Genomic DNA, 21,877 nt, shown 5'->3' with positions numbered 1-21,877 from the left:
CGCGCGGCGCCCCGGGACATGCGCCCGACCCGATTTCAGGCCTGTCCATGAGCGATCCCAAATCGACCTTCGTCCCCGTCACGCAGCCTTTCCTGCCGCCGCTTGACGAATTCCAGCCGTACCTCGAGGACATTTGGAAACGCAAATGGGTGACCAATAATGGCGCCTATCACCAGCAACTTGAACAGGAGTTGTGTGACTATCTCGGCGTTGAGCACCTGTCGCTCTTCTCCAATGGCACGTTGGGACTGATCACGGCGTTGCAGGCGCTGAAAATCACCGGCGAAGTGATCACGACGCCTTTCAGTTTTGTCGCAACATCGCACGCCTTGCACTGGAACGGCATCAAGCCTGTGTTCGCAGACATTTCGCCTGTCAGCCTCAATCTGGATCCGGACAGGATCGAAGCACTGATCACGCCGCAAACCACCGCGCTGCTTCCGGTGCATGTCTATGCGAATCCATGCGACGTCGAACGCATCGAGGCAATCGCCGATACCTATGGTCTGCGTGTGATCTATGACGCAGCTCACGCGTTCGGTGTGCGCATCAATGACCGGTCGATCCTGAACTATGGTGACATGTCCGTTCTCAGCTTCCACGGCACGAAGGTCTTCAATACGTTCGAAGGTGGTGCGATCGTCTGTCGGGATGCAAAAACCAAGCGTCGTATCGACAATCTGAAGAACTTTGGTTTTGTCGACGAGACGACGGTCGTTGCGCCAGGTATTAACGGCAAAATGAATGAAGTGCAGGCGGCGTTCGGGCTCCTGCAGTTGAAGCATATGGATCAGGTGAACGCACAGCGCGCGCGCATCGACGCACGTTATCGCAACGCATTTCGTAATGTGCATGGACTGAAAATGCATGAGATCCCGGAAAACTGCACGAAAAACTTCGCCTACTTTCCGATCCTTGTGACGCCCGAGTTTCCTGCCACCCGCGATGACCTGTACAACGAGTTGCGCGCGAACCAGATCGCTGCCCGGCGCTATTTCTATCCGCTGATCAGCGAGTTTCCGATGTATCGCGGCTTGCCGTCGGCAGGCCCGCACAACCTGCCGGTCGCCACCACGGTCTCGCGACAGGTGCTGTGCCTGCCGATTTTCCCGGCGCTGGCCGAAGCTGACCAGGATCGCGTCATCGAGACGGTTCTATCGTCCGCGTGGCGCAACCGCCGTGCGAGCTAGGTCGAACGACAGCCGCCAACACCGCTCCCAGGGAACGTCATGTCAAACGGAATGCAAAGATTGCCGCGCAACTATCCCATCGTGGATTACGACCAGCATGCCCGGACCTGTCCGCCCGACGATTTCTGGGCGCAGGTCAAGCGTACGGTGCATGGCAAGGCTGTATCGGACGAGCATATCGATATGATCGTCATGGCGATCCGCGAGCGCCTCTCGCTTGAATCGCATGATGTTGTCCTCGATCTTGCATGCGGCAACGGTGCACTGTCGCAGCGACTGTTCGACGCGTGCTCGGCACTAACCGGCGTTGATCTGTCGGACTACCTGATCGAGGTGGCGAATGCGCATTTCGCCGAGGCGCCGCGCTTCACGTTCGTCGCGGGCGGTGCGGCCGACTATCTACGCGATGAGCATGTGCCGGAACGTTTTACGAAGGTGCTGTGCTACGGCAGCTTCGCGTACTTCTCACAGGACGATGCGGTTACATCCCTCCGTCTGCTGCGCGAACGTTTCGTCAACGTGAACACGATCTTCATCGGCAATCTGCCCGATCGCGACCGCGCCGGGGCGTTTTTTGCGATGCGCGCACCGGAGCCGGGCGAACTCGACGATCCGCATGCACAGATTGGTATCTGGCGCTCGAAAGCATCTTTCGCCGCTATGACTGCTTCGGCGGGATGGGACGCGACGTTCTCATCGATGCCCGAATCATTCTTTTCGATGCACTATCGGTACGACGTGGTACTGCGTCGACGCGCGTCTTTTGAGTCAGGCGGAGCGACCCAATGAATCGTCGGCAAAGCGCAGCTGACCTGGCGCTTTTCGGCGCGGCACCGCTCTTTGCCGTTCCGCGTTCGACATCGAATCTGGTCCAGCCGGAGTTCGAACGGTTTCTCGATTACGCGCGTACATCATTCGGGCAACCGGGGGGGACGACGCGGCACCTTGAGGAACGCCTCTCTATGTTTCATCATGCGGATTACTGCGTGAGCTTCTGCAGTGGCTTCTGGGCGCTTGCCGCGAGTATTGTCGCGCTGGCGCGTCCGGGACGGCGGGAAGTTGTGATGCCATCTCTGACGTACCGTCGCATGGCCGACGTGGTCGCGTGGACCGGTCTCGTTCCCCACTTTTGCGAGGTCGATGCAACTACCCTGGCAATCAGCGCGACGACGGCCACCATCTGCATCAACGACGACACTGCGCTGATCCTCGGTGTGCATCCGATCGTCAACTGCTGCGATGTACAGGGGCTAACCGAACTGGCGGCGCAACGCGAACTGCCTTTGCTGTTCGATTCCGTCGAGTCCGTTTACGAGTCATGCGACGCGGGGAAGATCGGCGGTTTCGGCAATGCCGAATGTTTCTCGCTACACGCGAGCAAGCTGCTGAATGGTTTCGAGGGAGGTTACGTTACGACCAACGATGCGGCGCTGGCATCAAGGCTTGCAGCATCGCGCGATGGCCGGACGCTGGAGCGTGGCGCACTGGACGCCCGACTTGCCGACACACACGCTGCGATGGCGCTGGCCAACCTCGATGAGCTCGATGCACAGATCGCGCGCAATCGCGAGCGCTATAAGCGTTATCGTGCCGCGCTGCCAACGGTGCCGGGCATCCGTCTGCTCAACTTTGACGAATCGAGCCGAACAAGCTACAAGAATGTCGTCGTCGAACTGCTCGACGACTGGCCGCTTTCGCGGGCATTGACCATCGACATACTGAATGCCGAGCGCGTGCTGGCGCGTGCGTATTATTCTCCACCGCTGCACAGCAAGCCGATGGCGTATCCGTACATTCCTGCTGATTTGCCACATACCGACGAACTTGCCACTCGCTTCGCATTGATGCCGTGCGGTGATTTCGTTTCGCTCGACGACATTGATACTGTGGTTGCATTGCTGCATTTCATCCACGTGAACGCAGATGAGATTCGTGATCTGGCTGCGCTCGCCGCTGCGGGGGCGAGCATATGACCCTGCTTCAGGCGGCAGTTCCACATCCTTCGCCCATATTTTCGCAGCGCGTGATGCTTGGCCAGCACAACGTGCCCTCGTGGGACCGCTACGAAGCGGCCATGCGCGATATCTTCGAGCGTCGCTATTACACCAATCAGGGGCCGCTTGCGCGACGTTTCGAGGAGCGCCTGCAAGATTTCCTCGTCGTACGTCACGTGGTTTGCGTGACGAATGTGACCATCGGCTTGATGATGGCAATCGAGGCTCTTGGTGTGCATGGGCGCGTGCTGGTGCCGGGGGTAAGCAACACCGCTGCGCGGCACGCGCTGGCATGGTGTGGTGCGGAGCCTGTTTTCTGCGACGTCGATCCGGTCAGTGGGCATCTGTCGGTCGCTGGCGCACAAGCGGCGCACGACGATCAGATTAAGGCGCTGCTCGGCGCCAATCTGTGGGGCGACGCGTCAGCCGCGCCCATGTTGACCGCGTTCGCCGCCGCGCGCGGTATGCCGGTCTTATTCGACTCCGCGCATTCGTTGGGCTGTGAAATTGCTGGGCGTCGCGTCGGCACGTTTGGCCAGATCGAGGTGCTCGGGTTTGGCGAGGGCGATATTCTCAACGCGGCGGGGGGCGCCTGCGTGACGACTGACGATGATGAACTCGCCGCGCGTCTGCGAAACATCCGCAGCAGCTACGGCGCGGGAAGGCCGGTGCCGGTTGTAAAAACCTCCAATGGACGGATGTCGGAAGCGCAGGCCGCGCTCGGTCTTCTCAGTCTCGACGACTTCGCGGTCAATCGGAAACGTAACCGGATACTTTTCGATGCGTATCTCAGCCAGTTACGCGGCGTCGCTGGAATACGTGTGGTCGAACCTCATGGCGCCGCAGTGTCAAATCATCAGTCGCTTGTCTGCGCAGTCGACGAACGCGTGTTTGGCCTGTCGCGAGACCGGCTGATTGACCGGTTGTCCGCCGACAATATCGAAGCCCGCGCGGTTGACGTTGCACAGGACATCGATGGCCTGGCCAGGCCCTTGCCAACAACTGGGCATATCGCTGCGTCGTGGTTGATGTTGCCGATCGGCGCACACGTCGACGTCGCGATGGTGGCGACCGTTTGTGAAATCATTGGCACGGCGTCATTGCAGGCCGATGGAGCGAGCGTATGAGGCTCGGCATCATGCAACCGTATTTCTTTCCGTACCTCGGACATTTCGCCCTGATTGCGGCCGTCGACGAATGGGTTGTCTTCGATGTTACGCAGTACACGCCGAAGACGTGGATGAACCGCAATCGTATTCTTCATCCCAAGGAAGGCTGGCAGTACGTGACGGTGCCGCTCGCGAATTCCTCAGTCTCGATCAAGACGCACGAGGCGCGCGTCCTGAACCTGGCAGACGCGAAAACGAGTCTGCTCGGCAAGCTATCGACTTTTCGCCGGCATGCGCCATTCCATGCCGAAGTCACGAGGCTCGTGCAGAGCACCTTCGAACGCACGGAGAGCGATTCGCTGTGTGCGCTCAACGTGAACGCGTTACGGGCGGTGTGTGAATACATCGAGCTACCGTTTTCGTCGCGTGTGTGCTCTGAACTTGAACTGGAGTTTCCGGACCAGATGGGCGCGGGCGATTGGGCGCCGTTAATCTGCAATGCACTCGGCGCTACTGAATATGTGAATCCGATCGGCGGCCGCGATCTTTTCGATCCCGCCTCATTTGAGCGCATCGGAGTGTCACTGCTGTTCGCCGGGTTCGATGAACTGAAGTACGAGCCGTCACCGTTTCAGTACGAACCGCATTTGTCGGTCCTCGACGTGCTGCTCTGGAACGCGCCTGACAAGGTCGCACGGGCATTGCGTAACCACACGGTGCTGCATCACGCATCGGCGTGAGGTCGCCGGTATATCCGTGCCGGCCGGCAGGGCGGGTGCCGCATGGTCTTCCGTTGTTCGGGAATAGCGTGCGTTTTTGTGCCCTTATCCACTGATCAAGACCCGGCGTTCGCCCCGAGAATGGTGGAACTGTGCGGGGAATGTCCCATCGCGCATGTTGGCTCGATCGTTTTTCCTGAATTTCTCGTTTATGAAGCCCATTCGACTGGTTTGCGGGACGCGCGCTTCGCACGATGATTTCGTGCGGAAGTCTGCATTGGGGCGCTCGTTGGCGCTGCGCCGCTACAGCAGTAATCCGCCGCAACTTCTGCTGTTCGACAACAACACGGCCGGACTGTCGACGATTTACAACCACGCGATCCAGCTTGCCAAAAACGATCCCGCGATCCTTGTCTTCGTTCACGACGACGTTCACCTTGCCGATTTCTTCTGGGCTGACAGGATTCGCGAGGCGGTTGAACGCTTCGACGTGGTTGGGCTCGCAGGCAACATACGTCGCGTGCCATATCAGCCCGCGTGGTTTTTTGTTGACGCGCAGTTTACGCGCGACCAGCCACAGTTTTTCAGCGGCGTCGTAGGCCATGGAACCGGATATCCATGTAACGAAATTTCGACGTACGGCCCCCCCGGCCAGGAGTGCAAGTTACTTGACGGTTTGCTGCTCGCGGCAGACAGCGAGCGCCTGAGCGAGACCGGTGTGTGCTTCGACGATCAGTTCGCCTTTCATTTCTATGACATGGATTTTTGCCGGCAGGCCGAGTTGAAGGGTTTGAAAATGGGCACCTGGCCGATCAGCGTGGTTCACGAAAGTGGCGGCGCGTTTGGCACGCCGACATGGCGTGAGGGTTACGAGCGATATCTGCAGAAATACCAGAGCTAGACCCGCGAAACGGACGGCACTCGCCATGTGAATGCCGTGAATGAGGCGCGGCGGTGTATTGGGGGAAAGTTTAAAAACGCAATGGAACACGCGAACGACGAAGAGCAGCGGACAGGGGAAAGCGGACACCGGGATGCGCAGACCGTGCGCCTTCTGGCGGCTGACCTCGGCGATGAACCTTCGTCTCATTCCATCGCCGACACGCTACAGGCGGCTTTCGCGCACCATCAGGCGGGACGCTTTACCGATGCCGCCGCTCACTATCAGCAGATTCTTTCCTGCGAGCCCGATCACGCCGATGCGGTGCATTTCGCTGGACTGCTTGTCTGCGATACAGGCGACATCGCTACCGGCCTCGAATGGATCAGGCGGTCGATCCGGCTGCATCCCAACGCGATCTATTACAACAACCTCGGCAATGTGCTGACCCGCCGCGGCGAGCATCATGCTGCGATCGTGGCCTATCGCGAGGCGCTCGCACTCCGTTCAGATTACGCAGAAGCGCACAGCAATCTCGGGAACGCGTTGCGCGAGGCTGCCGATCCGGTTTCCGCGATCGACAGCTGCGTTGCCGCGCTCGCACTTGCGCCCGGTTTCGCCGAGGCCTGGAACAATCTCGGCAACGCATTCAAGGATCACGGCGATGACGATGCCGCGATGAAGAGCTACTCGAAAGCGCTCAGTCTGAGACCCGACTACGCCGAGACGCATAACAACCTCGGCAACGTGTACGAAAAGCGGAGCCGCCTTGTCGAGGCGACGGCCTGCTACCGCCGGGCGACTGCCTTGAAACCGTGGGTAGCGACAATGCACAACAACCTGGGCAACGTGCTGCGCGATCAGGGGCTGCTCGATGACGCTGTTGTCAGCTTCCGCCAGGCCATCACGCTCGATATCGATCTGCTGGTTGCGCGCAGTAATCTGCTGCTGCAACTCAACTTCATGCCGCAGGTTTCGCTCGACGAACAGATCGCAGAAGCGCGCCGCTTTGGCGACTGGCAGATCACACATGCGAAGCGGCTGACGCATGAGGCACCTGACGCAGAAGCATCGAAGCGTCGCCTGAAAATCGGCTTTGTTTCGGGTGATTTGAGAACGCATCCCGTCGGCATTTTTCTGGAAAATGTCGTCGCGCAGATCGATACGACGCAGATTGAGCTGGTCGCCTACGCCACGCAACGCGGTGAAGACTCGCTAACCGCGCGCATCAAGCCGCATTTCGCTGCGTGGCATTCCCTTGACGGCGTCGATGACGAAACCGCCGCGCGCCGGATTCGTGCCGACGGCATCGACATTCTCGTCGACCTGTCGGGGCACACGACGCACAACCGTCTTTCGATGTTCGCATGGAAGCCGGCGCCGGTTCAGGTGACCTGGCTTGGCTACTTCGCGACAACGGGCGTCGCCGCGATCGATTACATCCTCGGCGACTGGCATGTTTTGCCCGACGACGAGGCGCCACACTTCGTTGAACAGCCGTGGCGCATGCCCGACAGCTACGTGTGCTTCACGCCTCCCGCCTTTGAAATCCCGCTCGGGCCGCTATCGGTGTCGACAGACGGTGCGATCACGTTCGGCTGCTTCAACCATCTCGTGAAGCTGAACGATGTCGTCGTCGCGTTGTGGGCGCGCGTGCTGCACGCGGTTTCGGGTTCCCGTCTGTATCTGAAGACGAAGCAGCTTGACGATGCTTCAGTGCAACAGGCCACGCGCGCGCGCTTCGCCGCGCATGGCATCGACGCCGCGCGTCTGATGCTCGAAGGGCAGTCGCCGCGAGGCGAGCTGCTCGCGACATACAACCGCGTCGATATCGCACTCGACCCGTATCCGTATCCCGGCGGCGTGACCACCGTCGAAGCGTTGTGGATGGGTGTGCCGGTGCTCACGCGTCGTGGCGACCGGTTCCTGTCGCATGTCGGCGAAAGCATCCTGAACACGGTTGGCCTCGCCGAATGGATCGCCGCCGACGATGACGATTACGTCGCGAAAGCTGTCGCCTTTGCCGCGGGTCGCGATCAGTTGATGCGCCTGAAAGCGGGTTTGCGCGAGCAGCTTCTTGCCTCGCCACTGTGCGATGCGCCGCGCTTCGCGCGGAATCTCGAAGGAGCGTTTCGTGGCATGTGGCGCGAGTACGTCGCCGATCCGCGGACGCATTCGCACGATCGCGCAGGCGCGCCGTCGTCCACAGTCAACCCACACCAAAATCCACTTGAGAACGTCCCGAATCACGCGGGACGCATTACCCCATGAGCGACTCCGGTAACCAGGATCTGTCCATGTCCGAAAACGCACGCGTTTCCGGACAACTCACGCCGACGCCGCAGACGCTCGAACTCACATTAGCCGAAGCGATCGCGCACTACGAGGCGGATCGTCTGGCCGAAGCGCAGACGCTCTTTCGCCGCGTGCTCGCGATCGATCCGGAGCACGCCGACGCGATGCACCTGCTTGGCCTCGTCGCGAATCGTCAAGGGCAGTACGAGACGGCCACCGAGCTGATCATGGCGGCAATCACGCGCAAGCCGCAGGCGCTGTACTACTTCAACCTCGGCAACGTGATGCAGTCGAACAACCGGCCGGCTGCTGCCGCCGAGTGCTTCCGGCAGGCCATCGCGATGAAGCCGGATCACATCGACGCGCACAACAACCTCGGCAATGCATTGCGCGCGCTAAAAAAACACGAGGCGGCGGTGCAGTCGTTCTGCAACGCGATCAACCTGGCGCCGGAGCACGCGCAGGCTTACAACAATCTCGCGAATACGCTGATGGAACTCGGCGAACTCGACGCAGCCATCGAGGCGTATCGCAGCGCGATCGCGCTGCGTCCAGATTTTGCCGAGCCGCACAGCAACCTGCTGTTCGCGCTGAACTACCTTGCCAGCACGACGCCGCGGCAATACCTCGATGAAGCGCTCCGCTTCGCCGCGCAGATCCGCACGCAGGCGAAACCGTGGAAGGACTGGCTGGTCGATCTCGCGCCGCGCACAGCACGCGCACTGCGTGTCGGCATCGTGTCGGGTGATCTGAAAAGGCATCCGGTGGGCTATTTCATCGAAAGCGTCGTGGCCGAACTCGATCCGGCGCGGATCGAGCTCATCGCGTATCCGACGCGCACACTCGAAGACGACCTGACCGCGCGCATCAAGCCGCGTTTCAGCGCGTGGACGAGCATCGCCGGCATGAGCGACGAAACCGCCGCGCGGCGCATCCGCGACGATCGCATCGACGTGCTGCTCGATGGCGCCGGTCACACGATCTACAACCGTCTGCCGCTCTTCGCATGGAAGCCCGCGCCGGTGCAGGTGAGCTGGCCTGGCTTTTTCGCGAGCACGGGTCTCGACACGATCGACTACGTGCTCGGCGACCGTCACGTGTTGCCGGTCGAAGAAGAAGCGCATTTCGTCGAAAAGCCTTGGCGGCTGCCGGACAGCTACCTGTGCTTCACGCCACCGCGGGACGACGCGAAAGTCGGCGCGCTGCCGATGCTGGCTAACGGCTACGTCACGTACGGCTGCTTCGGCCAGTTGACGAAGATTACCGATCACGTCGTCGCGTTGTGGGCGCGTCTGCTGCACGCGGTGCCGGACGCGAAGCTGTTTTTGAAGGCGGGGCAACTCGATACGGCGCACGTTCACGAAACGACGTTGCGTCGCTTCGCGGCACATCGCATCGACGCGTCGCGTCTGATTCTCGAAGGCCGCTCGCCGCGCGCGGAGTATCTGGCCGCATACAACCGCGTCGATATCGCGCTGAGTCCATTTCCATATCCCGGCGGCACGACGACAGCCGAAGCGCTGTGGATGGGCGTGCCGGTGCTGTGCCGTCGCGGCGACCGTTTCCTGTCGCACATCTGCGAAAGCTTCCTGCATTCGGCGGGCCTCGACACATGGATCGCCGCCGACGACGAAGACTATCTCGCCCGCGCCATTGCATTTGCCGCTGACGGCGCCAGCCTCGCCGCGCTGCGCGCCGGCCTGCGCGAGCGGGTGGTCGCGTCGCCGCTGTGCGATGCGCCGCGTTTTGCCCGGAATCTCGAAGCCGCCTTGCATGGCATGTGGGCGCAACACCTTACCGCTGTCGTGGAGATCGCAGAATGAATAACCAGTCCGCCCTGATTACCGGCGGTGCCGGCTTCGTTGGCTCGCATCTGTGCGATCGCCTCGTCGCCTCCGGCTTCGACGTGATGTGCGTCGACAACTTTCACACGGGCAGCAAGCAGAACATCCAGCATCTGATCGGCCGCGTGAACTTCGAGCTGATCCGTCACGATGTGTGGCTGCCGCTGTACGTCGAGGCGGACCGCGTGTTCAACATGGCGTGTCCCGCGAGCCCGGTGCATTACCAGAGCGATCCCGTCTCGACCGTGAAGACGGCCGTGCTCGGCGCGATCAACATGCTCGGCCTCGCGAAGCGCTGCGGCGCGCGCATCCTGCAGGCGTCCACGAGCGAAGTCTACGGCGACGCGCAGCAGCATCCGCAGCAGGAAAGCTACTGGGGCAACGTGAACCCGACCGGCCCGCGAGCCTGTTACGACGAAGGCAAGCGCTGCGCCGAAACGCTCTTCTTCGATTACCACCGTCAGCACGGCGTGGATATCCGCGTCGTGCGGATCTTCAACACGTACGGTCCGCGGATGCGTCCGGACGACGGCCGCGTCGTGTCGAACTTCATCATGCAGGCGCTGCGCGGTGACCCGATCACGCTGTACGGCGACGGCGGCCAGACGCGCTCATTCTGCTATGTCGACGATCTCGTGGAAGGTCTGCTGCGGATGATGGATCAGAACGAGGAAACCGGTCCCGTCAATATCGGCAACCCGTCTGAAATCACGATCCGCGATCTCGCGGAAACGGTGCTGCGGCTGACGGGTTCGAAGAGCCGCATCGAGTATCGTCCGTTGCCGCAGGACGATCCCATTCAACGACGGCCCGACATCACAAAGGCACGCCAGCATCTCGACTGGCAGCCTGGCGTCGGCCTGGAAGACGGTCTGAAAGAAACGATCGCCTACTTCAAACACCTGGTGAAATCATGAGTCTTGATCTTGTGGGGACGACCTGTCCCGTTTGCGCCCACTCGGTCGCGGCGCGCTTTTTTCCGGCGGGCGCACAGACGCTCGCGACGCTCGCCTGGCCCGCATCGGCCGAAGCGGCGCGTGCGTTGCCGCGTCATGCGCAGGATTTCGTGCAATGCCCGTCGTGCTCCCATGTGTGGAACCACAAGTTTCATTACGACGCGATTCCATACGAAAGCAACCCGAACCGCATGTTCAACAGCGGCGGCATCTGGAAAGGTCACCTCGCCGATACGCGCGACGTGCTGCTGAATCATCTGCCGGCCGCGCCGCTCGTCGTCGAGATCGGCTGCGGTGAAGGTCACTTCGTGCGCGGCCTTGCGCAGGCGCGCGAAGCGGGCCGCTTTATCGGCTTCGATCCGAACGCGAGCCCGGAGACGGGCAAGGGCGTCGAGTTTCATGCGCGTCTGTTCGATCCGCTCGTCGACATGAGCGCGTTCGCGCCGGATGCGGTTGTGATCCGTCACGTCCTGGAACATCTCACCGAACCGGCGAAGCTGATCGAGCAGCTCGCGTGGGGCGCGGCGATGCAAGGCCCGGAAGGAAAGGATTGCTGGCTGTTCGCCGAAGTGCCGTGTATCGACCGCGTCTTTGAAACGAATCGCCTTGCCGACTTCTTCTACGAACACGTATCGCATTTCACGACCGAATCGTTCCGCACGTTGATGTCGCGTGCGGGTGAGATCGTCGCGCTTGAACATGGCTACGACGGTGAAGTCGTTCATGCACTGGTCAAGCTCGGCGTGCCAGCGCAGGCGCGCACGCGCGCCGAAGCAGCAATGCGTTTCGCCGCGGGTACCGTGAAAAGCCGCGAGACGATCGCGCAGCAGCTATCGGGCCTCGCGGCTTCGGGCAAGCGCGTCGCGATCTGGGGTGGAACCGGCAAGGCGGCGGCCTTCATCCACCAGTTCGGCGCGGACGCAGTGCGCTTTCCGCTGGTTGTGGATTCCGATCCGCACAAGGCCGGCACGTACGTGCCGGGCACCGGCCAGAAGATCGAATTCCGCGACGTGCTGAAGTCGTCCAGCGTCGACGTCATCGTGATTCCGACGCAATGGCGTGCGCGCGACATCATCGCGGAAATGTCCCGCGAAGGTATCGCTGTGCAAAGCGTGATGATCGAGCACAACGGCGCGCTCGTGGATTTCGGCGCTGAATCGCATCCGTATTGATTGAACCGGGCGACGCGCGATGCGTCGCCCTTGCTGACGCACGAGCCCAGATACATGCAGAACAACTCCCAATTTCTCGCGAACGCACTGGCACATCATCAGGTGGGCCAGCTCGCCGAAGCGCGGGCGCTGTACGGACGGATCCTGCAGACCGAGCCGGGCAATCCGGACGCGCTGCATTTTCTGGGGTTGCTCGCGTGTCAGCTGGGTCAGCACGATGTGGGTCTTGGGCTGATGGAACAGTCGATCGCAGCGCATCCGAACGCAACCTACTACAACAACATCGGCAACATGCTGGGCCAGAACGGCCGTCTCGCGGACGCAATCGAAGCTTACCGTCGCGCGGTCGCGCTCAAGCCAGACTATCCCGAGGCGCACAACAACCTCGGCAACGCACTGCGCGAGGCGAGGCAGCCCGAGGCGGCGGTAGAGAGCTGTGCGCGGGCCATTGCGGGGCGCCCAGGTTACGCGGAAGCGCACAACAATCTCGGTAACGCGCAGCAGGATATGGGCGAGCTGGAGGCGGCAGCGGCGAGCTACGGTGAGGCGATTCGCCTTAACCCGGATTACGCCGAGGCGCACAACAACCTCGGCAACGCGCTTCGCGCGCAGGACAAAACGGACGATGCGATAGCGAGCTATCGCACGGCAGTCGCGTTAAAGCATGATCTGCGGATTGCACATCACAGTCTCGGTCTGTTGCTGAAAGCGCGTGGCGAACCGGAAGAGGCGATCAGAAGCCTGCGCCACGCGCTGGACCCGACCGACGCGGACGCGCACAACAGCATCGGCACTGTCCTGCGCGACATCGGCGATCTGGACGCCGCGCTCACGCACTTCGACACGGCGATCGCACTGCGGCCGGATTTTGCCGAAGCGCATTGCAATCGTGGCGGCGTGCTGCGACGGCAGAGCCGGTTCGAGGAATCGGTGGAAAGCTGTATCCGCGCGATCGAACTCGCGCCGACGCTCGCCGAGGCGTACAACAGCCTTGGCATCGCGTACTACGGTCTCGACCGGCTCGAAGCGGCCACGCTGAGTTACAGACACGCGATCGAACTCGACCCGAATAACGCGGATGCGTATCACAACCTTGGCGTCGTTCTGCTGAAGCACGACAAGCCTTACGAAGCGCTGGAAAGCTGTCACAAGGCGCTCGAGCTCGCCGACGTCTCCGCGCCGATGTACATCAGTCTTGGCGACATTCTGCGTGCACTCGGCGATCTCGATGGCGCAATCGACGCGTATCTGAAAGCGTTGCCGCTCGATCCCGATCCGGTTCAGACGTATAACCGTCTGTTGTTCAGTCTGGCGGGCTCCGCGAAGTTCGATACCGACACCTATCTGAAGCATGCGCGCCGCTTCGGTGAATTGATGTCGATGGGCGTGAAACCATATGCGCACAAACCGTCGCATGACGGCTCGCGCCTGCGCGTCGGCATCGTGTCGGGCGATCTGCGCGCGCATCCGGCGGGCATTTTCCTGGAAAGCGTGTTCCGGTATGTGAACCCGGCGCGTGTGGAGCTGATCGCCTACGCGACCTATACGCTCGAGGACGAAGTCACCGCGCGTCTCAAGCCGCACTTCAGCACATGGCGCGTGCTGGACGGACTGAAAACAGAAGAAGCGGCACGCGTGATCCGTGACGACAACATCGACGTGCTGGTGGATCTGTCGGGCCACACGGCGTACACGGGACTGCCGATTTTCGCGTGGAAACCGGCACCGGTTCAGGTGAGCTACCTCGGCTTCTTTGCTTCGACGGGCAGCGAGTCGATCGATTACTTCCTCGGCGACCGATACGTGCTGCCGCCGGGTGAGGAAGCACAATTCGTCGAAAAGCCGTGGCGCTTGCCGGACAGCTATCTGTGCTTCACGCCGCCTGTGGACGATGTGAAGATCGGCCCGCTGCCGATGCTTGCAAACGGCGGCACGGTGACGTTCGGCTGCTTTGGCAAGCTGATGAAGGTCAGCGACGAAGTCGTCGCGCTGTGGTCCCGTCTGTTGCATGCAGTGCCGGGTTCGCGGCTGTTCCTGAAATCGCATGGGCTCGACACGAAGGGTGCACAGCTCACTACTTTCCGGCGTTTCGCCGCGCACGGTATCGATGAGTCGCGATTGATCCTCCAGGGCGCGTCAAGGCGAGTGGAGTATCTCTCGACGTACAACCAGGTCGATATCGTGCTGAGCCCGTTTCCCTATCCGGGTGGCACGACGACAGCGGAAGGACTGTGGATGGGCGTACCGGTGCTCTGCATGAAGGGCGACCGATTCCTGACGCACATCTGCGAAAGCCTGCTGCAGACCGCGAATCTCGCAGACTGGATCGCCGTCGACGAGGAAGACTATCTCGCCCGGGCGATTGCCTTCGCGTCCGATCCATCGATGCTGGCTGCGATGCGCGCGGGGCTTCGCGAACATGTGCTGGCGTCGCCGTTGTGCGACGCGCCGCGTTTCGCGAGGAATCTCGAGGACGCGTTTCATGGCATGTGGAAGCAATATGCCGATGATGTCATGGCAACAACACTCGCTACGGATTGACCGGTCATGCAAGACAATCTTTCACTTCTCGCGACAGCGCTTGCACACCATCAAACAGGGCAGCTGACCGAAGCGCGGGCGTTGTACGGCCAGATCCTGCAGGTCGAGCCGGATAACGCAGACGCGCTCCATTTTCTGGGGTTGCTGGCGTGTCAGCTGAATCAGCACGAGGCCGGTTTCGTCCTGATCGAACAGTCGATTGCGATGCACCCCAACGCGATCTACTTCAACAACCTCGGCAACGTGCAGCGCGAGAAGGGCCGGCTTGAGGACGCAATCGCCAGTTATCGGCAGGCCATGACGCTCAAACCCGATTATCCAGAAGCGCACAACAACCTGGGCAATGCACTGCGCGAGGCGAAACAGCTGGAGGCGTCGATACAGAGTTGTGCACAGGCTATCGCGCTACGTCCAGGTTACGCAGAAGCGTACAACAATCTCGGCAATGCGCTGCTGGACATGGGCGAACTCGATGCGGCCGTGGAGACGTACGGAAAGGCGATCGAATATCGTCCGGACTATGCTGAGGCGCACAACAACCTCGGCAACGCGCTTCGTGGACTTCAAAGGCCGGATGCAGCAATCGCGAGTTATCGCATGGCGGTCGAACTGAGGCCTGATTTGCGCGTCGCGCATCAGAGTCTGGGTCTGATGCTGAAAGCGCGTGGCGACCTGGACGGCGCGGTCAGCAGTCTGCGCCGCGCGCTGGACCTGACCGATGCAGCGGCCCACAACAGCCTTGGCGCCATGCTTTGCGACGCGGGTGATCTGGACGCCGCACTCACGCACTTCGACCAGGCGATCGCGTTGAAGCCGGATCTGGCGGACGCGCATTGCAATCGCGCCGGCGTGCTGAGGCGACTGGGCAGGTTTAACGAATCGGTGCAAAGCTGTACTCGAGCCATCGAATACGCGCCGTCGCTCGCCGAGGCCTATAACGTTCTCGGCGGCGCGTACTTTGGTTTGAAAAAATTCGAAGCCGCAGCGTCAGGTTACCGGCACGCGACGGAACTCGATCCAGGCAACGCCGAGGCGCATCATAACCTCGCCTGGGCATTGATGATGCTCGAGAAGCCGGACGAAGCGCTGACGAGTTGCCGCCGTGCACTGTTTCTGGCTAATAACGACGCGCGAATGTTCCTCACGCTTGGCGAAATCCTGCGTGCTGTGGGCGATCTCAACGGCGGCCTCGCGGCCTATCGCAACGCGCGCGACCTCGATCCAGGACTCGACGCCGCGCATCAGGGCGTAATTTTCAGTTCGGCAAGCGCAGCGTGTTCATCTGCGGAAACGCTGAAAATCGATGCGCGCAGGTATGGAGAACATGTGGCCGCGCGGGCGCAACCTTTCCGTCATCGCGCAAAGCGGCCTGCCGGTCCGCTGCGAGTCGGGTTCGTTTCAGGCGATCTGAAAACGCACCCGGTCGCGGTATTCCTCGAAACCGCACTCGAGCATCTCAACCCGGCACGCGTCGAGTTGATCGCATATGCGGCCCAGGTATCGGAAGACGCGACGACAGCGCGACTGAAGCCGTACTTCACCGCGTGGCGCGACATCACTGCGATGACTGAGCAGGATGTAGCCCACAGGATCCACGCGGACGGCGTTCATATCCTGCTGGATCTGTCTGGCTACACGTCGTCCAACCGGTTGTCGGTCTTCGCGTGGAAGCCTGCGCCGGTGCAGGTAACGTGGCTCGGGTTCTTCGCAACGACGGGGATCGAAGCGATTGACTACATTCTCGGCGACCGGCACGTGCTGCCGGTTGAAGAGGAATCTCACTTCGTCGAAAAGCCCTGGCGGCTACCGGACAGTTACCTCTGCTTCACCCCGCCGCAGCCGGATATCGCCATCGGACCGCTGCCGATGCTTGCAAACGGTGCCGTGACGTTCGGTTGCCTGAACAGTCTCAGCAAGATCGGCGATGACGTTGTTGCGCTCTGGTCGCGCGTGCTGCATGCGGCTGCCGGTTCGCGTCTGTTGCTGAAGGCCCCGCAACTCGATCAGCAGCTTCTGCGCGACAGCATTTCGGCGCGTTTCGCGCGCCACGGTGTTGCCGCGGAGCGTCTCATTCTCGTCGGTGCTACGCCACGCAACGTGCATCTCGATATGTTCAATCAGGTCGATATCGCGCTCGATCCTTTTCCCTACCCGGGTGGTACGACGAGCGTCGAAGGGCTGTGGATGGGCGTACCTGTGCTGACGCGGCGTGGCGATCGTTTCCTGTCGCATGTAGGCGAAAGCATTCTGAATACGGTGGGATTGCCGCAGTGGGTCGCCGCGGATGATGACGACTACGTCGCGAAGGCGATCTCGTTCGCGGCAGATCGCACAAGCCTCGGCGCGTTGCGTGCAGGCTTGCGTGAGCGACTGCTGGCATCGCCGCTGTGTGATGCGCCGCGCTTCGCGCGCAACCTCGAAGACGCGTTCGCGGCGATGTGGAATACGTATGCTTCGGACGGTTCCACTGGCTGACGGAAATCGTCGCCGGCTATGATGCGATGAAATCGCGGCAGCATCAGGACGAAAAAAAAGCCGCAAGTGCGGCTTTCCGAAGCAACTCAAAGATCCCGCATTTGTCATGCGGTGTTCGTTGTATTCCCTTGTTTTATTCTTTGCGCCGTCCGGTCACGGCTTTTGCCGCCTTAAAGCATGCCCGTCGTGTGATACAGACGGACCGCCTTGATGCGCCCGATCGCCGCGCTGTGCTGCGAGGCGATCCGGTCCGATCCAGTTTTCGCCTGTTCCGTGATCGCGACGTCGATGCGCTGGATCGTGCGAATCTTATCGAGTGCCTCCGGCGTCTGCGTGGGGCTCAGCGACATCAGGAGCGGCGAGCGTTCTTCGACGAGCGCGGCGGCGCGCAGCCAGTCACCTTCAACGGCTGCGGCTTCGATTGCCTGGCTCAGGTCGAGCGCGCGGTCCAGCGGTTCGTCTGCCATACGTTCCATTCCTGATGTCGACGTCATTGCGCGGGCTTACTTATTGGTCGCGAGCGCACCCGCGCTGCTTGTTCCGCCGAAGAGCTGTGTGAGGTACTGCGTGTTGTTCTGCATCTGCGACATCAGCGTGTTCAGCGCGGTGAACTGCGCGTTGTATTGCGCGGTCAGGGTGGTCTGATAATCCGTCAACGCCGTCGCCTGATCCGAAAGGTTCGACAGGTCGCTGTTCAGCGAAGCGGTGCGCTGGTCGATCGTGCCGCTCGACTGGACGTACGTGTTCACGAACGAATTCAGCGTCGTGCCGATGCCGTTCGTTGTGTTGAACAGTCCGGCAAGCGCCGGGCTGTTGGAGGTCGCGGCTGCCGTGAGCGTACTCTGGTCGACGGCCATCGTGCCATCCGGTTGCAGGTCGATGCCGATCGACGAGAGACTGAATGTGTTGCCACCCGTTGTTACGCCGCCGCTGATCAGGTTGGCAAGACCGTTGTTGATCTGGTTGAGCATCGAGTCGCCCAGCAGCGGACCGGCCGTCGCTGAGGTCGTGTCGTAGCCGGACAGGCCAGCAGCCGTGGTGACATAGTTGTTGTACGCCGTCACGAAGTCGTTGATTGCCTTCGTGGTTGCGGTCGGATCGGTTGCAACCGTCACGGTCTGCGGCGTGCCGATGGCGGCCGCCGACAGGACGAGCGTCACACCGCTCAGCGCGTTCGTCACGGTGTTGCTGGCGCTGGTCACGGCATTGCCGTCGATGGTGAACTGCGCGTCCTGACCCGTCGTCACCGTCGTGTAACCGGAGGAATTCAGTTTGGAACTGAGGCCGCTGCCTGCCGTCACCGAGACCGTGTTAGCAGCACCCGTCGCCGTCGACTGGATGACCAGATGCTGTCCATCCGCCGCCGTGATGACCGACGCCGACACACCCGGATTATTCGACGAGCTGTTGATCGCGCTCGCGATGTCCGACAGCGACTGGCCCGACGTCACGTTGAGCGACATCGTGCCGGTGCTGCCGAGACCGATGGTCAGCGTGCCGCTGCCGATCGTGTCGCTACTGGTGAACGCCTGCGAAGAAATCTTGTTGGCCGTCGCTACTTGCGTTACGTTGACCGTGTAGTTGCCGGCGACCGCACCGGTGGTCGTCGTTGCAGTGAGCGCGCTGCTGCTGACGGTTGCGGCGACGCTCGACAGCGTCGAGCCGTCTGCCAGGCCGCTCAGTGTGGTTTGCAGCGACGAAAGTGCCGATTTGAGCGAGCCAATGGCCGACACTTCGGTATTGTCGAGCGACTGTTTGTTCACAATCGTCGCGTTTTGACCGGCTGTTTTCGCAGTGACGAGAGCTGACACGAGCGAGTCGACATCGAGCGTCGACTTGGTCGAACCGCTGATGATGGACTGGGCCGCCTGCGCTAGCAGACTGGTTACGTCGGTAGTAGATGAGGACGCCGTCGTGGTCATACGGATGCTCCGTTCGTCGATGCGAAAAAAGTCAGGTCAATGATACTGAAGCGTAGAAACGGGTTGTGGGAGGCGAGCCTCCCACGGGTCCAACCTGTATTCCTTGCGGGAGCCGCGTATGGCTGCGGCTCCCGCAATGCGACGCCGTAGCGCACGCCGCGCTTCAGTCAGTCTTACTGGAGAAGCTTCAGAACCTGTTGCGGCAGCGAGTTTGCCTGAGCCAGCACCGAGATACCAGCTTGTTGCAGCACTTGAGCCTTCGACAGGTTCGCCGTTTCCGTCGCGAAGTCCGCGTCGGTGATCTGCGAACGCGCTGCGCTCATGTTCGTCGCTTGCGTGGTCGTCGTCGTGATGGCGGCCGTCATCGTGTTTTGCGTTGCGCCGAGCGTTGCCTGGAAGGTATTGACGCTTGCCAGTGCCGCGTCGATCGAGGTCATTGCCGTTTGTGCCAGTGCTGCCGTCGAAACGCTCAGCGTGGTCAGGCCGAGGCCGCCTGCGTTCCACACCGTCGTACCGAACGATGCGGTGATCTGCTGGCCCGCGAACGCGCCGATCTGGAACGTCACGCTACCGGCGTTCGACAGAACTGCCTTGCCGTTGAACGTCGTTTGTGCCGCAACACGCGTGATTTCCGTCAGACGCGCCTGAACTTCCGAATCCAGGTTGGAGAGGGCCGACGAATCCAGCGAGCCGTCGCCTGCTTCCACTGCCAGCTGGCGGATACGTTGCAGGTTGTCGACTGTCGATTGCAGTGCGCCGTTGGTCGTTTGCACCATCGACACTGCGTTGTTCGCGTTTGCGGCGCCCTGGGTCAGCGCGTTGATCGACGCCGTTTGCGACGTTGCAATTGCGTTACCTGCTGCATCGTCAGCAGCCGTGTTCACGCGCTTGCCCGACGACAGACGGTTGATGGCTTGCGCCAGAGCGCTTTGCGAGCCCGACAGATTGTTCTGTGCCGTCAGCGACAGAATGTTGGTGTTGATATTCAGCATTTGCTTCCTCGTTTGGAAAACGCCATGTAATTAGGCTGGTTCGGGTTCGGCGTAGCGCGTTTGACGAGTGGCGCTGCCCGCCTTTCCTGGTTGTCGGCGGCGCGCGAACAAAACTTTAGGGGCTGGAGAGAAAAGAGGGAGGGAACGGGCCCGCCCGAGACCAGGAAAAACCCCGGAGAGCGCCTCCCTGTGCGGATCCGCGAGACAGCGTATGCTTGTCGGTCCGGATGCATTTCCCCTGGGAGAAGTCATGCAAAAACGCAATATCGGCACGTCGCAGGTACAGGTCGCACCGCTGGTTTTCGGCGGAAACGTGTTCGGCTGGTCCGCCGACGAAGCCACTTCGTTCTCGATTCTCGACGCCTTCGTCGACGCCGGGCTCGACTTCATCGATACCGCCGACGTCTATTCGGCCTGGGTGCCGGGGCACGAGGGCGGCGAATCGGAAACCATCATCGGCAAGTGGCTGAAGCAGGGCGGAAGGCGCGACAAGGTCGTGCTCGCGACCAAGGTGGGCATGCTCGGTGCGCGAAAAGGACTGTCAGGCGGCAACATCCAGGCCGCAGTCGAAGATTCGCTGCGTCGCCTTCAAACCGATTACATCGATGTGTATTTTTCGCATCTCGACGACGCGGAAACGCCGCTCGCCGAGACGCTCGGCGCCTACCAGCGCCTGATCGAGGCGGGCAAGGTGCGGGTGATCGGCGCCTCCAACTACAGCGGCGCGCGAGTTGAAGAAGCGCTCGCGGTCGCGCAGCAGAACGGCTTGCCGAAGTATCAGCTGCTCCAGCCGGAATACAACCTGTATGATCGCGCTCCGTACGAAACAGAGATCGAGCCGGTTGCGCTTGCACACCGGCTGGGTGTCGTGACGTATTACAGTCTTGCGAGCGGCTTTCTGTCGGGCAAATACCGGTCGAAGGCGGACCTCGGGAAAAGCAGCGCTCGCGGCAGCCGGGTCGAAAAATACCTGGACGAGCGCGGCCTTGGCATCCTGAAGGCGCTCGACGAAGTCGCCGGACGGCATGACAGCACGCCCGCCACGGTGGCACTGGCGTGGCTGATAGCGCGTCCGGGCGTGACCGCGCCGATTGCCAGCGCGACCTCGGTCGGCCAGTTGAAAAGCCTTGTCGCGGCAGTTCATCTGAGGCTCACGGACGCCGATATCCGCCGTCTGAACGACGCAAGTGCCTGAACGCATTCGTGAAAGTCATGGTGGGCACGAGTTTTTCCTGATATCATCGGGAGTGAATTGAGATCTTTGCCTGTTTCGTGGTCGATTTGTAGTTGAACGTCGGCGGTGAACCGGGCATCAGACGCGGCGCTGTTTATGCGTCTGCCCGCGTTCTCGCGGTGAACTCCCCACCTCTCTTTTCTGGCCTCCGTGGCCGCTTTGCCTCTCGTTTTCGTCCATGGTTTCGTTTGCCTGTTATTGGCCATGAATCGAAACGACCGGAGTGCCGGCGCGTGAGCGGGTTGCCGCCACGCAATCAACCGTATCAAGCGATTTAGTTAGGAATTACATGACGACGATTCTTCTGAAAGAAAACGAGCCGTTCGAAGTGGCGATCCGCCGCTTTCGTCGCGCAATCGAAAAGAATGGCCTGATCGCCGAGCTGCGTGAACGCCAATCGTACGAAAAGCCGACGACGGCACGTAAGCGCAAGAAGGCTGCTGCTGTGAAGCGCCTGCACAAGCGCCTGCGTAGCCAGCAACTGCCGAAAAAGCTGCACTAAGCACGCTTTCACGCACGGCCAGACGGCGGTGTAGCTTCGAAAGAAGCTACAC

The 21,877-nt window shown here is 61.2% G+C and carries 17 protein-coding genes; 14 read left to right on the top strand and 3 right to left on the bottom strand.

The features are described from left to right. The first annotated feature begins 47 nt into the window (after window positions 1-47). The 12 genes from LPA34_RS12625 to LPA34_RS12570 all read left to right on the top strand — a co-directional run bounded on the left by LPA34_RS12625 (window position 48) and on the right by LPA34_RS12570 (window position 17,175). On the top strand, window positions 48-1,190 hold the full coding sequence (locus LPA34_RS12625) for a DegT/DnrJ/EryC1/StrS family aminotransferase (RefSeq protein WP_228978543.1): 1,143 nt from the start codon (window positions 48-50) through the stop codon (window positions 1,188-1,190). Between the two features lie 39 nt (window positions 1,191-1,229). Next, a complete protein-coding gene (locus LPA34_RS12620) occupies window positions 1,230-1,979 on the top strand; it encodes a class I SAM-dependent methyltransferase (RefSeq protein ID WP_228978541.1) in 750 nt (249 codons plus the stop codon). After that, entirely contained in the window at window positions 1,976-3,163 is a 1,188-nt protein-coding gene (locus LPA34_RS12615) for an aminotransferase class I/II-fold pyridoxal phosphate-dependent enzyme (RefSeq protein WP_228978539.1), read from the top strand. Before LPA34_RS12620 ends, LPA34_RS12615 begins: the two co-directional genes overlap by 4 nt. Further along, window positions 3,160-4,311 carry a DegT/DnrJ/EryC1/StrS family aminotransferase gene (locus LPA34_RS12610; RefSeq protein ID WP_228978537.1) on the top strand — a complete coding sequence of 384 codons (1,152 nt, stop codon included), beginning with the start codon at window positions 3,160-3,162 and terminating at the stop codon, window positions 4,309-4,311. Before LPA34_RS12615 ends, LPA34_RS12610 begins: the two co-directional genes overlap by 4 nt. After that, complete coding sequence (locus tag LPA34_RS12605) at window positions 4,308-5,033, top strand: WbqC family protein (RefSeq protein ID WP_228978536.1); 726 nt, start codon at window positions 4,308-4,310, stop codon at window positions 5,031-5,033. Before LPA34_RS12610 ends, LPA34_RS12605 begins: the two co-directional genes overlap by 4 nt. Window positions 5,034-5,187: 154 nt before the next feature. Continuing rightward, window positions 5,188-5,913, top strand: a complete 726-nt coding sequence (locus LPA34_RS12600; protein ID WP_228978534.1) for a glycosyltransferase family 2 protein — start codon at window positions 5,188-5,190, stop codon at window positions 5,911-5,913. A gap of 81 nt (window positions 5,914-5,994) precedes the next feature. After that, the gene (locus LPA34_RS12595) at window positions 5,995-8,163 is read left to right on the top strand and encodes an O-linked N-acetylglucosamine transferase, SPINDLY family protein (RefSeq protein WP_228978527.1); all 2,169 of its coding nucleotides are present in this window, start codon (window positions 5,995-5,997) and stop codon (window positions 8,161-8,163) included. A gap of 26 nt (window positions 8,164-8,189) precedes the next feature. Continuing rightward, window positions 8,190-10,010 carry an O-linked N-acetylglucosamine transferase, SPINDLY family protein gene (locus LPA34_RS12590; protein WP_228978525.1) on the top strand — a complete coding sequence of 607 codons (1,821 nt, stop codon included), beginning with the start codon at window positions 8,190-8,192 and terminating at the stop codon, window positions 10,008-10,010. After that, the gene (locus tag LPA34_RS12585) at window positions 10,007-10,948 is read left to right on the top strand and encodes a UDP-glucuronic acid decarboxylase family protein (protein ID WP_228978523.1); all 942 of its coding nucleotides are present in this window, start codon (window positions 10,007-10,009) and stop codon (window positions 10,946-10,948) included. The genes LPA34_RS12590 and LPA34_RS12585 overlap by 4 nt, the downstream gene beginning before the upstream one ends. After that, the gene (locus tag LPA34_RS12580) at window positions 10,945-12,159 is read left to right on the top strand and encodes a class I SAM-dependent methyltransferase (RefSeq protein WP_228978522.1); all 1,215 of its coding nucleotides are present in this window, start codon (window positions 10,945-10,947) and stop codon (window positions 12,157-12,159) included. Before LPA34_RS12585 ends, LPA34_RS12580 begins: the two co-directional genes overlap by 4 nt. 54 nt (window positions 12,160-12,213) lie before the next feature. Continuing rightward, window positions 12,214-14,700, top strand: a complete 2,487-nt coding sequence (locus tag LPA34_RS12575) for a tetratricopeptide repeat protein (RefSeq protein WP_228978520.1) — start codon at window positions 12,214-12,216, stop codon at window positions 14,698-14,700. Between the two features lie 6 nt (window positions 14,701-14,706). Continuing rightward, window positions 14,707-17,175, top strand: coding sequence for a tetratricopeptide repeat protein (locus tag LPA34_RS12570; RefSeq protein WP_228978519.1), 2,469 nt, complete (start codon window positions 14,707-14,709; stop codon window positions 17,173-17,175). Window positions 17,176-17,345: 170 nt separating this feature from the next. On the opposite strand, the gene LPA34_RS12565 is transcribed toward LPA34_RS12570, so the two are convergent. The 3 genes from LPA34_RS12565 to LPA34_RS12555 form a co-directional block, all read right to left on the bottom strand. Further along, a complete protein-coding gene (locus LPA34_RS12565; RefSeq protein WP_228978517.1) occupies window positions 17,346-17,642 on the bottom strand; it encodes a flagellar protein FliT in 297 nt (98 codons plus the stop codon). Between the two features lie 36 nt (window positions 17,643-17,678). Further along, window positions 17,679-19,097 carry a flagellar filament capping protein FliD gene (fliD, locus tag LPA34_RS12560; protein ID WP_228978515.1) on the bottom strand — a complete coding sequence of 473 codons (1,419 nt, stop codon included), beginning with the start codon at window positions 19,095-19,097 and terminating at the stop codon, window positions 17,679-17,681. A 173-nt stretch (window positions 19,098-19,270) separates the two neighbouring features. Then, window positions 19,271-20,089, bottom strand: coding sequence for a flagellin domain-containing protein (locus LPA34_RS12555; protein WP_228978512.1), 819 nt, complete (start codon window positions 20,087-20,089; stop codon window positions 19,271-19,273). A 250-nt stretch (window positions 20,090-20,339) separates the two neighbouring features. Here LPA34_RS12555 and LPA34_RS12550 point away from each other — a divergent pair, with 250 nt between their 5' ends. Then, the gene (locus LPA34_RS12550) at window positions 20,340-21,284 is read left to right on the top strand and encodes an aldo/keto reductase (protein ID WP_228978510.1); all 945 of its coding nucleotides are present in this window, start codon (window positions 20,340-20,342) and stop codon (window positions 21,282-21,284) included. A gap of 328 nt (window positions 21,285-21,612) precedes the next feature. Then, window positions 21,613-21,825: a 30S ribosomal protein S21 gene (gene rpsU, locus LPA34_RS12545; protein ID WP_074262890.1), complete on the top strand. Its 213-nt coding sequence runs from the start codon at window positions 21,613-21,615 to the stop codon at window positions 21,823-21,825. Window positions 21,826-21,877: the final 52 nt, after the last annotated feature.

Origin of the sequence: Paraburkholderia gardini (genome assembly GCF_907164575.1) — a bacterium.
Classification (GTDB): Bacteria; Pseudomonadota; Gammaproteobacteria; order Burkholderiales; family Burkholderiaceae; genus Paraburkholderia; species Paraburkholderia gardini.
Note: the sequence above shows the minus strand (reverse complement) of the source record. Positions and strands in the feature narration are given on the sequence as shown.